This window comes from Olivibacter sp. 47, assembly GCF_030372825.1.
GTDB classification, from domain to species: Bacteria; Bacteroidota; Bacteroidia; order Sphingobacteriales; family Sphingobacteriaceae; genus Olivibacter; species Olivibacter oleidegradans.
The window spans coordinates 1654509-1668319 of sequence record NZ_JAUCNR010000001.1 but is presented as its reverse complement, the minus strand read 5'-3'; the positions used below and the strand labels follow the sequence as shown (position 1 = coordinate 1668319).

Genomic DNA, 13811 nt, shown 5'->3' with positions numbered 1-13811 from the left:
GCCGTGCATTGCACGGCGGCCTTTCTTATTATATCCCTTCCCAAAACAAAGCGTGCCGTCGAAAGCAAGACACGTATTCCTCCATACTGTATCATTATCGTAAAAAATATAGACCTTCCGTTCTATGTTCTAGGAAATGGCTATATGACTCTTATTAAGGAGCGCTAAGTGAAGGGGGGCAGACCGTTATAGCAGGTACAAATACAAGTTGTCATTACATGAAGCTTATTCACCTTCGAAAAAGTCAATCAAAGAAGCCATATATACTTGTTGCCATCCTTCTACAATGTCTTGGTAATCTGTATCAGGAATATTTGTATGAAGAAGTTCGAGAGATGTTCCCTTTTTATGGGGATGAAGCTTGATCGTAACGATGGATGGCTCCATTTGATCACCAAAATACCACTGTTGGACTAACTTTTTGTCCTTTTCCAAAATCAAATTTTTTCCGGTAATACTACCATCCCAAAGAGAAAATTCTGAGTTCGGCGTATTGGACATGCTTACTTCATCGCCAGTCCATAACCTAATAGCCTGTTCCATAGTCAATGCTAAATAAACCTCCTCAGGGTTTGCGGGAATAATAAAATACTGCTTGAACTCTTTCATTTCATGTTAAGTCTTCGATAATAATAAGATATTGACTAGGAAAAAAGAATATTATCAAGCAACTAATTCGGTTGAATTGTACTCTCGATAAAATAAAGTAATTCCCTATTTGCTTCATTATAGGCTTCGAAAAGTGCTTTTTTTGCCGTAAGTGATCCGCCAATATTGGGTCTCGAAACAATGTTCGCAATATTCCGTGTAAGTGTTTTGCTAGTTTCTGTCCGATTGTCTTCGATAACAACATGAAATCCAGCGACGGAATTCCATTTGTTTTTGGGTAAGGCCCCCCAACTGAAATCACCTTCGCTATTACCAATAGCTGATGATGCATCAGTGCCTGAGGCCGAATGATATGCTGTTATAGCAATTCGGATAGTAATCTTATTCTTTTCTGCAGGTGAATGAAACTGGGTTGTATCTAATATATTAATAATTGCACTAGGGTAAGAAGTCATAATCCCTTGAGCTATATGATTTATTATGTCCTGTGATGAACATTCCACACGTGTTGTGTCGGTGATTTTTCTCAGATCAGAAAATACAATATTTAAATTAATTCCCCGTAACTTGTCGTTGCCAGTGCCAATTTCAGCTGTCGGTGGGCACCATACGAGTATTTTCTGTCCAAATGCATGGACTGAAAAGAGAAAAAAAACAAACATTAATAAAAATTTCTTAGTCATCTTCTATACGGTTGATTATTACAAGCTTGTCGTAAACAATTAATTCTCTGTCAGCGCTTTTTCCATTCTTAGGTATTCTATCTGTCCCTTTCTAAAAATTTCGCCAATCTCAACAAAATGATGCTTTTTATAAAAGGGAACAGCCGAAATGCGTGCATTACACCAAATGATCTTCGATCCTTGTTGATAAGCATATTGAGAAATGTGATTTAATAGGGTCGACCCGTAGCCTTTATTTTGATATCTACTATCCGTTGCGAATTTTCGGAATTGCGCTTCCTCACCTCTCACAAATAACGATACGACAGCGATAAGTTCGTTATTATCGTATAAACCAAAATGAATGCCCAGGTCATCTTCATCCAGAATGATCGATTCAATCGAACTTTCCGGATAGAGAACCGCTTGGCGTAATTGCATGGTTACTGTCGGGGCTATTTGTTCGATTTGTGTCATGTCTACATCAAAAATTTACGCGAGCAAAAATACAGCTTTTTAAACCTTATTCGTTATTTTCTTTCACTAATTACGGACTTGAGTAGTAATTTGTATATTACTTTGCTATTAATAAATCGGATTTTGCAAAATACTTAATCTATTGTTAACTTTTTCTTAACATATAGTCTATATTTTCGTAACCATTATTTAATATAAAGATGAAAATAATTCGGCTATCACGTATTGTGTGTTTTATGGTATTCTCTTTCTGTGTAGATGAAGTATTGGCACAGCGGGAGAGAGACGAGTTTCCTACATTAAAAAATTTTAAAGGATTGCAGTTTAAGTCTAGTGACTCTACAATCTACATGAATTTTCGCTTCAGAATGCAAAATCGATTAGGTGCATCAACAATTGATGGAGATAATCTTGGTATTCGGGAATTTGATGCCAGGGTTAGACGCCTCCGTATGCGAGTGGATGGATATTTATACTCACCTAAATTCTCTTACACCATTCAGCTTGCCTTTACTCGAGGAGATCAAGACTTCGATGATACAGGTGTTGCAAATATAGTTCGTGACGCGGTTGTCTTTTATAACTTTACCCCTAATTTTTATATAGCTTTTGGCTTAAATAAATTGCCTGGCAATCGGCAGCGAGTTAATTCGTCAGGTCAGTTGCAATTTGCCGATCGGTCAATCGTAAATGCTGCGATGAATATCGATCGCGACTTCGGCATAAAGGCTTACTATAAAAATAAGATAGGTGAAACCGCAGTCTATCATTTAAAAGGTGCTATAACCACAGGCGAAGGTCGTGTTGCCAATAATACCGACAAGGGGCTTGCTTACACGGGGCGTGCGGAACTATTACCTTTAGGGGCATTCACTGATGACGGCGACTATTCCGAAGGCGATTTGATGCGGGAAAGAACGCCAAAGGTTTCATTTGGCGGTGGCTATAGTAAAAATGTGGGTACAACGAGGAGTGGTGGGCAGATTGGGTATTATCTATATGAACCTGTTACCCTTCAAACCTATTTCGCAGATGCTATTTTTAAATATAATGGTTGGGCATACCAGTTCGAGTACATAAAGCGTACCGTGGATAAAGCAATTACTTATAATGAAGCAGGCGAATCGGCTTATGCTTTTAACGGCCAAGGTATCAATCAACAAATATCCTATTTATTCAAGAGCAATTATGAGCTGGCTGGACGCTATTCATGGTTGGAACCCGGGGCAAGCATCGGGGATTACCAGCAAGAAACCGAAATTATTGAATTAGGCGCAACGAAATACTTACATCAACATCGGATCAAATTTCAACTGAATGTGAATTATCAGACTAAGCAGGGAGTCTTTGCGCTTGATGGTAAGGGAAATCGATGGGGAGGGGTTTTTCAGGTAGAATTAGGTATTTAACTTTTTAGCATACAATAGGAAGAGATCACTTGCGCAAAGTGATCCCTTCTTTTTTAGTTTACTCCTGTTCCAAAAACGGATAACGATAATCCGTTGGTGGGTTAAATGACTCTTTGATAGTGCGTGGAGAAACCCAACGTAATAAATTGATCATTGAGCCTGCTTTGTCGTTCGTACCGGAACCTCTTGCACCTCCAAAAGGTTGTTGGCCAACCACAGCGCCCGTACATTTATCATTTATATAAAAGTTGCCTGCGGCATTTTTTAATGCATCAGAGGCTTGCGCTATGGCATAACGATCTTGTGCTATAACAGAACCGGTAAGGGCATAAATCGAAGTTTGATCTATTAATCGTAAGGTATCTTCCCATTTTTCGTCTTCATAGACGTAAACAGTAAGTACCGGGCCAAACAACTCTTCTTTTAAAGTTACATAATCCGGTGTTTTGGCAAGGATTACCGTAGGTTGAATGAAATAGCCAACGCTTTTATCGTACTCGCCACCGATAATTACCTCTGCATCTTCATCTGATTTTGCTTGATCAATGTATCTTGTAAGCTTATCGAAAGACTTTTCGTCAATAACGGCGTTGATGAAATTTGAAAAATCTTCAGTAGGTCCTACCTTAAAGGAATTGATATCTTTCGTCATTAATTCTTTAAGCGCAGGCCATAGTGACTGTGGAATATACACGCGTGACGCCGCTGAACATTTTTGGCCCTGATATTCGAAAGCCCCTCGAACAATGGCGGTGTTCGCCGCTTTTATATCAGCCGATCGATGAACTAAAATGAAATCTTTACCACCGGTTTCACCAACTATACGTGGATAACTTTTGTATTTATGGATGTTTGTCCCAATCGTTTTCCATATTTCTTGGAAAACGGCAGTAGATCCGGTAAAGTGTATGCCGGCAAAGTCCGGATGATTAAAGACCACCTCACCTACATCCGGCCCATGTGCATAAATCAAATTGATAACGCCTGCCGGTACGCCTGCCTCGTGGAAAATTTCCATTAACAAATGAGCTGCATAGATTTGCGTGTCAGCAGGTTTCCATACAACCACATTTCCCATCATAGCAACACAGCTAGGTAAGTTTCCCGCTATTGCAGTAAAGTTAAAGGGAGTTAATGCGAATACAAATCCCTCCAAAGGCCGTTGCTCTACGCGATTCCACACGCCATCAGAAGAAACAGGAGGTTGTTGCGAATAGATTTCGCTCATATATTTCACATTAAATCGGAGAAAGTCAACGATTTCGCAAGCTGAATCGATTTCTGCCTGATATGCATTTTTTGACTGCCCTAACATAGTGGCCGCATTTAGCTTGTAACGGTATTTACCGGCTATTAAATCGGCGGCTTTTAAGAAGATACTAGCCCGATGTTCCCACGGCAAATCTTCCCAATTTTTCTTTGCTTCTAAAGCAGCGTTAATGGCGTCGGTTACGTGGTTCTTGCCGCCTTTATGATAATATCCCAATAAGTGTTTGTGGTCATGCGGAGGTCTTAACTCGCCCTTATTTCCAGTCCTTATTTCTTGGCCACCTATAAACATGGGAATATCCGCCTCCTGCGATCTTGCAGTACGCAAGGCTTCTTGCAATAAAGCGCGTTCCTTACTTCCGGGAGCATAGGCATATACCGGCTCGTTTATAGGGGTAGGGACACTAAAAAATCCTTTTAACATAATATATTTTTATTTTGTGTGATACTTGGCAAAGGTACCAAAAGCCCGATAGCTCTGCAATTGAAATCGGTATTTAACCGTTTGTTTATTACCTTTGTTACTTGGTATCGAAAAAAACAGATGAAAAAACTGCGCCTTTTATTACTTCCGTTCTCTTGGCTATATGGCGCTATCTTATTTTTCAGACATTTTATTTACGACCGAGGTTTCGCAAATAGTTATGGTTTTGATAAACCGGTCATTGTTATTGGCAATTTAGTACTTGGTGGGGCAGGTAAAAGCCCGATGACTGAATACCTTTTGCGTTTATTTGCCGGTGTAAGCATAGCGACGCTAAGTCGAGGTTATGGAAGGAAAAGCACCGGGTACCTGGAAGTGCAGGGAGGTAGTACGGCTGAAAAAGTAGGGGATGAGCCGTTGCAATTTAAAAGAAAATTTCCAGGCGTTACAGTCGCTGTTTGCGAGGATAGAGTGGAGGGATTGAGACAGCTGATGCCAAGCCACGATATTTTTGTTTTAGACGATGCTTTTCAGCATAGAAGACTAAAGCCAGGCATTAGTATTTTACTGTTCGATTTTGAAAGCCTTCAGGAAAACAAATGGGTACTCCCCGCCGGAAATTATAGAGATTTATTTATGCGACGAAATTTCGCTGATATTATCGTTATTACTAAGTCGCCGGAGGCACTTTCAAAAACGGATAGGCAGCGATGCCTACAATTACTAAAATTAGAAAGAGAACTCCCCACATTTTTCTCTTATATTGAATATGGCGATTTAGTAAATTTGATGACGGATGAAAAAGAGTCTTTTCCAATAAACGCCCGCCTAATAGTAATGACGGGTATTGCCAATCCAACACCGTTTTGCAATTATTTAACAACAAAAGGCAACGTATTGAAAATGATTGAATTTCCGGATCATCATCGTTATACAGCTGGTGATTTACTTAAGATAAAAAGGTATTGGCAATCATTGGGCGATTGTTTAATCGTAACGACAGAGAAAGATGCCATGCGTTTGCGAGATCCGGAACTGCGCTCGCATATTGAAGATTTGCCTTTACATTATATACCGATAGAAACGAAATTTCACCATAATGCGAGTGGACCAAGTTTCGACAACTTAATTAAAGATCAAGTATTTGGCAAGCAGGTGTAAATAACCCTTTTTAAAAGATAAAAGTGATTATATGTATAGATCATTAGGAGAAACCGTTACTTATATTGAACAAAGAATAGGAGATTTTAAACCCGAAGTGGGCATTATTTTAGGAACCGGTTTAGGTGGTCTCGTGAAAGATATAGCGGTTGAGCACCAACTTATGTATGCTCATATTCCGAACTTTCCTGTTTCTACCCTTGAATTCCATTCGGGTAAATTGATTTTCGGTACCTTAAGCGGTAAAAAGGTAGTAGCAATGCAGGGTAGACTTCATTATTATGAAGGTTATAATATGCAAGAGATTACATTCCCCGTACGTGTTCTAAAGCTGCTCGGTATACAAAAGTTGTTCGTATCGAATGCCTCAGGATCATTAAATCCAGCGATAAAGAAAGGTGATCTTGTCTTTATTGATGATCATATTAGCTTGTTGCCTGAAAGTCCATTACGTGGTCCGAATAACGATGATCTTGGCCCTCGCTTTCCGGATATGAGCGAACCCTATAACAGAGATTTTATACAAAAAGCGTTAAATATTGCGGCGGAAAGTAACATCCGAGTGCATAAAGGCGTTTATGTTTCTACGGCTGGCCCTAATCTGGAAACTCGTGCTGAATATAAGTATATGCGCCTAATAGGTGGCGATATTGTAGGAATGAGTACAGTTCCGGAGGTTATTGTGGCTAATCACATGGGCTTACCGGTTTTTGCTGTATCGGTAGTTACGGATGAGGGCTTTCATGAAAATTTGGAAGTCGTATCAATCGAAGATATCATTGAGGTAGCTAAAACGGCAGAACCAAAGATGACGTTAATTTTAAAAGAATTACTAGCTTTGCCAGAATGATTAAGCATTTGCGTGCCTGTTTTTTCCTTTTTGTTTTGTGTCTTTTCGCCGGTCATAGCTTTGCTCAAGAGCAAGAGGAGTGGGGCGCCGATTTGGATTCGCTTCGTCGAGCGGAAGAGGCACAACAGGACTCGATTATTTACAATGCGTCTTATATACGGTATACAACTTTAGATCGTTTGAAACAGGGGACATTTACGGTTCCACTGGATACAACCTTAAAGGGGTTTCAATATTACAATCCCCAAACGAAGCCTAAAAGTCCGACGATGAATCTTGGGAACTATGGGTTAGCTACGCGTGATTTACTGTTTTCTCCTGCAACAGAAATTGGTTTCAGAACGGGGTTTACCGCTATGGATCGCTATCTTTTGACGCTTGATTCTATTCGCTTTTACAGGGCGCGATCACCCTTTTCCGAATTGTATTTTGTTACCGGAGATCAGGTTTTTAGTGCAAAAATAGGTCAGAATATCAAGCCAAATTGGAGTGTTGGCGCTAATTTTAACGCATCTTTAGCACGAGGATTTTATCAAAATCAGCGTTACAACGATATACAGCCTGCAATTTATACTTGGTATGAGTCGCCTAACCTGCGGTACAACTTGCAATCAGCGTTGATATTTAATACGCTCGTCGCTACGGAGAATGGCTCAATTCTAAACGATAGCATATTTCGGGTACAGCCGGAAAATTCGAATCCTGAATCCTTTGAGGTACGCTTAAGTCAACAACGAGAACAACGTCCGAGAAATACCTGGACAGATCACAGCTTTTTTTTACGACAAAGCATGTTTATTGGTCGACTCGATACGCTTAATAAAGGAACGCAAGAACAACAAGTATTGCCAACCATGTCAGTGGCACATAGTTTGAAACTCAATCGTAAGAAATACAAGTTCTTCAAGAACGAAGCTGATCCTAATGGAGCATTGCCTTTTAGTGAATCTGTTTTAACCAATGATTCGACCATGTTGACAACCATTACCAATGACTTTGTTTATAGTTTCTCGCTGCGTGGAAAGTCCGTTTCATTTATTAAAAATGAGGTAAAACTCGATTTAGGGTTGCAACATGATCTTATGTTTTATAAACAAGGGCGAGACTCGTTAAGCGTTCAGGATACGCTTGCTTCCAATCGGTACCGGGATATGTCTTTTCAAAACATTACTTTAAAAGCTGGATTGGGGTATCGCTTTAGTGATCGTGTAAATATTACGACAGACTTTAGACAGATAATTACCGGGCGGAATTTTGGGGATTTCCATTATGGAGCACAAGCTAATCTTCTGTATAACAATACCGTTGGCCGACTCGTACTCGCAGGGTATTTTCAGAATCAATCACCGGAATACCTTGCAGAGTCTGTAAACTATACATACCACAAATGGGACAATAATGATCGATTAGATAAAATCAAAACAACCAACTTATCGGCTGCTTATGAAAATCCCCGTTTTCGTTTTTTAGCAAAAGCTGAGTACTTTTTAATAAACAACTATACGTATTACAAAGAAGTTGACAACCCGGATCATCGATCCGAATTGTTACGGGTTATTGAAGTGGCTCAACACGAATCGCCCATCAATTTATTGAAGTTGACCTTAGGTAAGGATTTTACTTTTTTTGACAAATTGCATTTTGATAATTACGTTGTATACCAAAAATCAGATTACAACGATATATTGATGACACCGGAGTTTTATACTTGGCATAGCTTCTATTATAATACCATTTTGGTAAAAGTAATCAATCTTAATATTGGTTTTGACATCCGTTTTAACACCCCTTATGTTGCGCCTGCTTATGCAATCAACATAGGGCAATTTTATCGGCCCTATTATGGTGGTGTAGATGCAAACGGGAACGAGATTACACCAATTGAGTTTTCTAGCTATCCGATTGTGGATCCTTGGGTGACAGCAACCTTAAAAAGAACAAATTTCTTTCTGAGATATGATAATGCCAGTCAGGGACTCTTCTCAAGAGGGTATTACACCGTAAGGCGCTATCCGATGGCTCCTGCCGGCATGCGGTTCGGCGTTAGCTGGAAGTTTTACGATTAGTATATTATCGTCCCTATCTAATCCCTTCACAGCAATAAATAAATAAAATTACAGAAAGAGAAAGGATCAAATGATTACCTTTGCCATTTAATAATACTGATATGAGTAAAGCAATTATAAAAACTGAGAAAGGTGATATGACGGTGCAATTTTATGATAAAGATGCACCTGGACATGTGGCAAATTTTATTAAACTCGCGAAATCCGGCTTTTATGATGGTACGGTATTTCATCGGGTGATTCCTGATTTTGTGATTCAGGGAGGAGACCCAACCGGTACGGGAGCAGGGGGACCGGGATATACGATCGACTGTGAATTAGATGGAGAGAATCAATACCACGATCGCGGTGTATTATCGATGGCTCATCGCGGTAGAAATACAGGTGGATCGCAATTTTTTATTTGTCATAGCAGAAATAATACCGCTCACCTGGATCGCAATCATACCTGCTTTGGCAAGGTTGTCGAAAATGTCGATGTTATTGATGACATCCGTCAGGGAGACAAAATTTTAAGTGTCGAAGTCATTGAGGAATAAGTGATATTGTAAACGTTTTAAAAAGGGATATAGATGAATTTAAGAGGAATAGTTTCCGTCACAGGACGTCCGGGTTTATTTAAGCTGATAGGACAAAACAAAACAGGTTTCATTTTGGAAAGCCTGGATGAAAAACGTGTGAAGATTGTTGTTAATATATCAACTGCAAAAATGGCTTCCTTGGAAGATATAACCATTTTTGGAACGGAAGACGATATTAAACTTGTCGACATTTTTGAAAAAATGAAAGGTCTATCGTCGTTGCCGGATGCAAAGAAAGATAGCGGTGACAAGTTGCGTGCGTTTTTTAATGAAGTTGCGCCGGATCACGATGAAGAACGTGTATACTCTTCCGATATTAAGAAAATAATTAACTGGTTTGTCATTTTAAAGGGATTTCCTTTGTTTGATGAAGAAGCTCCTGCTCCGCTTGATGCTGAAGTTGTAGGGGAGGATAAAAAAGTAGAAAGAGAAGAACTCGCGAAATAGCGATCTGCATCCAATAAACGGGGGTGTCCTTTTTAGGCCCCCGTTACGTTTTAAAAGTAATCGCTGATTAAAGAATGAAAATAATCAATGCGGCTAAAGCAATGCCAATTACAATCATTATCCACATATTTTGACTTTCTTTACCGGTATTGATTCCCTTATAGTGATATTTTCTTGTGCTTGGTAATTTCATGAGATCCTCCTTTACAAAATGGTGAAAACCTGGTAGCTTTGTGATGGGTTATTTTACTTAAGTGTTCTACTCCCTCATTTGTTTGATGAAAACTCATCAAAAATTCCATAAAAAAGTAAAAATTACTCGTGATGATAAGGTTCGCCTCGAAGAATGCTAAACGCCCTGTATAACTGCTCGACGAAAAATAGGCGAATCATTTGGTGAGAAAAAGTCATGTTGGACAGAGAAAGCTTGTTTTTCTGAGCACGGACATATAGGCTGTTATCGAAGCCGTAGGGTCCGCCAATTATGAAGACTAAATGCTGGGTTCCATTCAACATGTGCCTTTCTAAATACTTAGCAAAATCAATCGACCGGGGAGCCATTCCTTTCTCGTCTAAAAGGACAATCGTATCTGTTGCGTTCAGTTGTTTTGAAATTTGTTCAGCTTCCTTGGCTTTTTGCTGATCAGGGGATAGATGCTTCGTATTCTTAATATCAGGGATAATAGTCATCGAGAAATTTATGTAATGCTTAAGTCTTTGCAGGTATTTGTCAATTCCTGTATTTAGATATGACTCATCCGTTTTTCCTATACAAAGCAAGGTGATTTTCATTTGTATTCAAGTGTTGCGTGCAGTGCAGCGTTTTATATGCCGTTTTTTACGATGTTAAATTTCGTACAATTGGAAATTAATACACAAATAAAGGATATTAATACACAAATCCCTTTTTTATAAATAATAAATATATTTTATTTTTTAATTTTGCGGAAAATTAATTAATTGTTGAAGGCTTAGCCAGTCTAAGCGCACCTAAAAATCATTTCCGATGAAAAAGTCGTACTGTTAACATCTCTTTTTGTGTCACTTTTATGTTGTCTACATGCACAAGAAACAAATCCTGATTCTATTTGGAAAATTCATGGTGAGAATACATTTCTAATCAATCAGAGCACGTTTTCCAACTGGGCTGCAGGAGGAATAAATTCCTTATCGGCCAACTTAGTGCTGAACTATGATTTCAACTATAAGAAAGATAAATGGAGCTGGGATAACAAAGTTTTAGCGGCATATGGTTTGACCAAACAAAAAGATTTAGGCTGGCGGAAGAATGATGACCGTATTTTACTAAACAGCTTATTGGGATATCAGGCTGCGCCTAAGTGGCTATATACTTTCTTTATGAATTTCAACTCGCAGTTTGCAAATGGATACAATTATAATGCGGATGGAAGCAGAGAAGCGTTAATTTCTGCCGGATTGGCACCTGCGTACCTGAGTTTTGGCCCTGGTATTGCCTATAAAGAATCGGATAATTTCCGTTTCAATTTATCACCTGCATCCCCTAGGTTTGTTTTTGTAACTAATCAGGAACTTGCAGATCAAGGGGCCTTTGGAGTTGATCCAGGTAAAAAAAGCCGCTTTGAATTTGGTGCCTCTTTTGACGCTTACTATCGTAAAAATATCATGGAAAATATCGGCATAGAAAATATCCTACGCTTATACTCTAACTATTTAGAAGACCCAAAAAATGTGGATGTCGATTATACGCTCAATATTTTCATGAAGGTCAATCGATTTGTTTCCGTGAACGCCGGCGTTCAAATGATCTATGATGATAATACGGATGTTCCAAAAGAAAGGGACGGTGTGAATTACAAAGGAAAAGGTTTACAGGTTAAGCAAATTTTTGGAGCTGGTTTTACCTATAAATTCTAGACGTACATAGAGCCGATATTGGTTTTTTTACATCCCGAACCGTTAGCTGCAGTTCGGGATTTTTTTATTTCACCTATCGGTAATTCAATTTTAAGCCTTATCTTAGAAAGCTATGAATACCCCTATTGTTGCATTTTACCAAGAAAAACGCCAGCTGACACAAGATAAAATCAAGCGCTTTAATCGTATTATTAATCGGCTATCTTTCGCCCGATTAGCATTAATTCTAGGAGGAGGTGTAGTTTTATTTAAGGTGGTACAATCAGAAAGTGTCTGGTTGACGCTTATATCTTCTTTTCTGATTCTCATTGTATTTATGTGGCTGGTAGCGAAGCAAAGTAAGTTGACCAAAGATAAGGAGGAAGCAGAAGATGATTTAACAATAGTAGAGAATGAGTTGAATTGCCAAGCTGGGACGACGAGCATTTATAGTGATGGCGCCGAATTTATTAATGATAAACATGGATATACCAGTGATTTAGATGTTTTTGGAATCAATTCAATTTATCACAGAATAAATCGGGCTGCGACAATAGACGGGAGAAGTATGCTAGCTCGTTGGTTGTCTGTCGCAGCAACTGATAAAGAGATTGCAGATCGCCAGCAAGCGGTGAAAGAACTCGAAGAAGATCCTTCTTGGGGGTTGAACTTTTTAGCTCGATTAGTTTTCGCCCTAAAAGAACAATCTAATTTCAAAGATACCCTGGTCAGCTATTTGAATAAACCCTATGCCGATTTTGGAAATAGCTTGTTGCGCTTTTATACAAAGGTAGCGCCTTATATTTTGTCGATAAATATTGTCTTGTCGTTCTTTTATGGGACTCCTTTTTCAAACATTGCCCCGCTTTTGTTTATATTTAATATTTTGCTTACGATGGCCTATGCAGGAAAGGTTTCACAGATCGCCGCCGGTATTGGTCGGATGGGAAACTTACTGGAACGTTTTGGAAAGGTATATGAAAGCGTTGAACGTCGAGGATGGCAAGCCGATTTGCTAAAAGACGGTTTGCTGTCTAAAGGACAAAAGGAAGGGGAGAAGACCATATCACAAAGCATTAGAGAGCTCGGATCGTTGATTAACAAACTGGACTACCGTTTAAACATACTGGTAGCGACTTTTCTGAACGGTATTTTCCTTTGGGACTTTAGGCAAGTCTTCGCCATTTTGGATTGGCGTAAAACCCATCATTATGAGATGGCAAAGTTGTTTGATGAATTGGCTTGCTTAGAGGCTTGGTAAGTTTTGCTTTTATAAGGATTAATGATCCTTCGTGGAATTATCCGCGTATTATACCAACCGATGCTCATATCCTGCAGGCCGAAGGTCTAAGACATCCGCTCATTCCTACGGTCAGTTCTGTGCCAAATGACTATTCTTTAGATGATCATCGTCTGGCTTTAATCACCGGGTCTAATATGGCGGGGAAGAGCACCTTTCTTCGAACAGTAGGCGCCAATATGGTATTAGCGCTTAGCGGGGCACCCGTTTGTGCGCTGCATTTAGAGCTTTCAGTAATGCATATTATTACCTACATGCGTATCCGGGATTCATTGAATGAAAGTACTTCAACCTTTAAGGCAGAGCTAGATCGATTGGATATGATTCTAAAAGTGGTTAATACGCAAAAGAACACTTTCTTTTTGGTGGACGAAATGTTACGAGGCACCAATTCAGTTGACAAATATTTAGGCTCTAAAGCAGTTATAGAAAAGCTAATAAAAGACCGGGGGGTTGGTATGGTTGCCACTCATGATCTTCAGTTAGCGAAATTAGAAGACACCAATCCCGGCTATTTGAAAAATTATCATTTCGATATACAGGTGATAGAGGGGGAAATGGTTTTCGATTATAAGTTGAAAGAAGGCGCTTGTAAGATTTTCAATGCCTCTATGCTTCTCAAAAAGATTGGAATTGACATTTCACTTTAAGTGTGTGAATAACTAACACATTGTGCAAAAC

The 13811-nt window shown here is 39.2% G+C and carries 14 protein-coding genes; 9 read left to right on the top strand and 5 right to left on the bottom strand.

Going from position 1 to position 13811, the window contains the following annotated elements; genetic code table 11:
- Positions 1 to 225: 225 nt before the first annotated feature.
- The 3 genes from QT327_RS07440 to QT327_RS07430 form a co-directional block, all read right to left on the bottom strand.
- Positions 226 to 609: an SRPBCC domain-containing protein gene (locus QT327_RS07440; protein WP_013663668.1), complete on the bottom strand. Its 384-nt coding sequence runs from the start codon at positions 607 to 609 to the stop codon at positions 226 to 228.
- A gap of 62 nt (positions 610 to 671) precedes the next feature.
- The gene (locus QT327_RS07435) at positions 672 to 1292 is read right to left on the bottom strand and encodes a hypothetical protein (protein ID WP_289552500.1); all 621 of its coding nucleotides are present in this window, start codon (positions 1290 to 1292) and stop codon (positions 672 to 674) included.
- Positions 1293 to 1331: 39 nt separating this feature from the next.
- Positions 1332 to 1748, bottom strand: a complete 417-nt coding sequence (locus tag QT327_RS07430) for a GNAT family N-acetyltransferase (RefSeq protein ID WP_013663666.1) — start codon at positions 1746 to 1748, stop codon at positions 1332 to 1334.
- 200 nt (positions 1749 to 1948) lie between these two features.
- Here QT327_RS07430 and QT327_RS07425 point away from each other — a divergent pair, with 200 nt between their 5' ends.
- Positions 1949 to 3157, top strand: a complete 1209-nt coding sequence (locus QT327_RS07425; RefSeq protein ID WP_207303798.1) for a porin — start codon at positions 1949 to 1951, stop codon at positions 3155 to 3157.
- A 58-nt stretch (positions 3158 to 3215) separates the two neighbouring features.
- Here the strand turns inward: QT327_RS07425 and pruA are convergent, their stop codons facing one another.
- Positions 3216 to 4850 (bottom strand): L-glutamate gamma-semialdehyde dehydrogenase, encoded by a 1635-nt coding sequence (gene pruA / locus QT327_RS07420; RefSeq protein ID WP_013663664.1) that lies wholly within the window; start codon positions 4848 to 4850, stop codon positions 3216 to 3218.
- Between the two features lie 120 nt (positions 4851 to 4970).
- On the opposite strand from pruA, the gene lpxK reads away from it, so the two are divergent.
- The 5 genes from lpxK (at position 4971) to QT327_RS07395 (ending at position 9955) form a co-directional block, all read left to right on the top strand.
- Positions 4971 to 6011, top strand: a complete 1041-nt coding sequence (gene lpxK / locus QT327_RS07415) for a tetraacyldisaccharide 4'-kinase (protein WP_289552499.1) — start codon at positions 4971 to 4973, stop codon at positions 6009 to 6011.
- A gap of 31 nt (positions 6012 to 6042) precedes the next feature.
- Entirely contained in the window at positions 6043 to 6861 is an 819-nt protein-coding gene (locus QT327_RS07410) for a purine-nucleoside phosphorylase (RefSeq protein ID WP_013663662.1), read from the top strand.
- Positions 6858 to 8927 carry a putative porin gene (locus tag QT327_RS07405; protein ID WP_289552498.1) on the top strand — a complete coding sequence of 690 codons (2070 nt, stop codon included), beginning with the start codon at positions 6858 to 6860 and terminating at the stop codon, positions 8925 to 8927. Before QT327_RS07410 ends, QT327_RS07405 begins: the two co-directional genes overlap by 4 nt.
- Before the next feature lie 101 nt (positions 8928 to 9028).
- Complete coding sequence (locus tag QT327_RS07400) at positions 9029 to 9466, top strand: peptidylprolyl isomerase (protein ID WP_013663660.1); 438 nt, start codon at positions 9029 to 9031, stop codon at positions 9464 to 9466.
- 33 nt (positions 9467 to 9499) lie between these two features.
- The gene (locus QT327_RS07395) at positions 9500 to 9955 is read left to right on the top strand and encodes a DUF5606 family protein (protein WP_013663659.1); all 456 of its coding nucleotides are present in this window, start codon (positions 9500 to 9502) and stop codon (positions 9953 to 9955) included.
- A gap of 315 nt (positions 9956 to 10270) precedes the next feature.
- Here the strand turns inward: QT327_RS07395 and rlmH are convergent, their stop codons facing one another.
- Positions 10271 to 10747, bottom strand: coding sequence for a 23S rRNA (pseudouridine(1915)-N(3))-methyltransferase RlmH (rlmH, locus tag QT327_RS07390; RefSeq protein ID WP_013663657.1), 477 nt, complete (start codon positions 10745 to 10747; stop codon positions 10271 to 10273).
- A gap of 246 nt (positions 10748 to 10993) precedes the next feature.
- Here rlmH and QT327_RS07385 point away from each other — a divergent pair, with 246 nt between their 5' ends.
- The 3 genes from QT327_RS07385 (at position 10994) to QT327_RS07375 (ending at position 13780) form a co-directional block, all read left to right on the top strand.
- On the top strand, positions 10994 to 11851 hold the full coding sequence (locus tag QT327_RS07385) for a DUF3078 domain-containing protein (RefSeq protein ID WP_289552495.1): 858 nt from the start codon (positions 10994 to 10996) through the stop codon (positions 11849 to 11851).
- A gap of 112 nt (positions 11852 to 11963) precedes the next feature.
- Positions 11964 to 13091 (top strand): hypothetical protein, encoded by a 1128-nt coding sequence (locus QT327_RS07380; protein WP_289552494.1) that lies wholly within the window; start codon positions 11964 to 11966, stop codon positions 13089 to 13091.
- Positions 13085 to 13780, top strand: coding sequence for a MutS-related protein (locus QT327_RS07375; protein WP_289552492.1), 696 nt, complete (start codon positions 13085 to 13087; stop codon positions 13778 to 13780). The genes QT327_RS07380 and QT327_RS07375 overlap by 7 nt, the downstream gene beginning before the upstream one ends.
- Positions 13781 to 13811 lie beyond the last annotated feature (31 nt).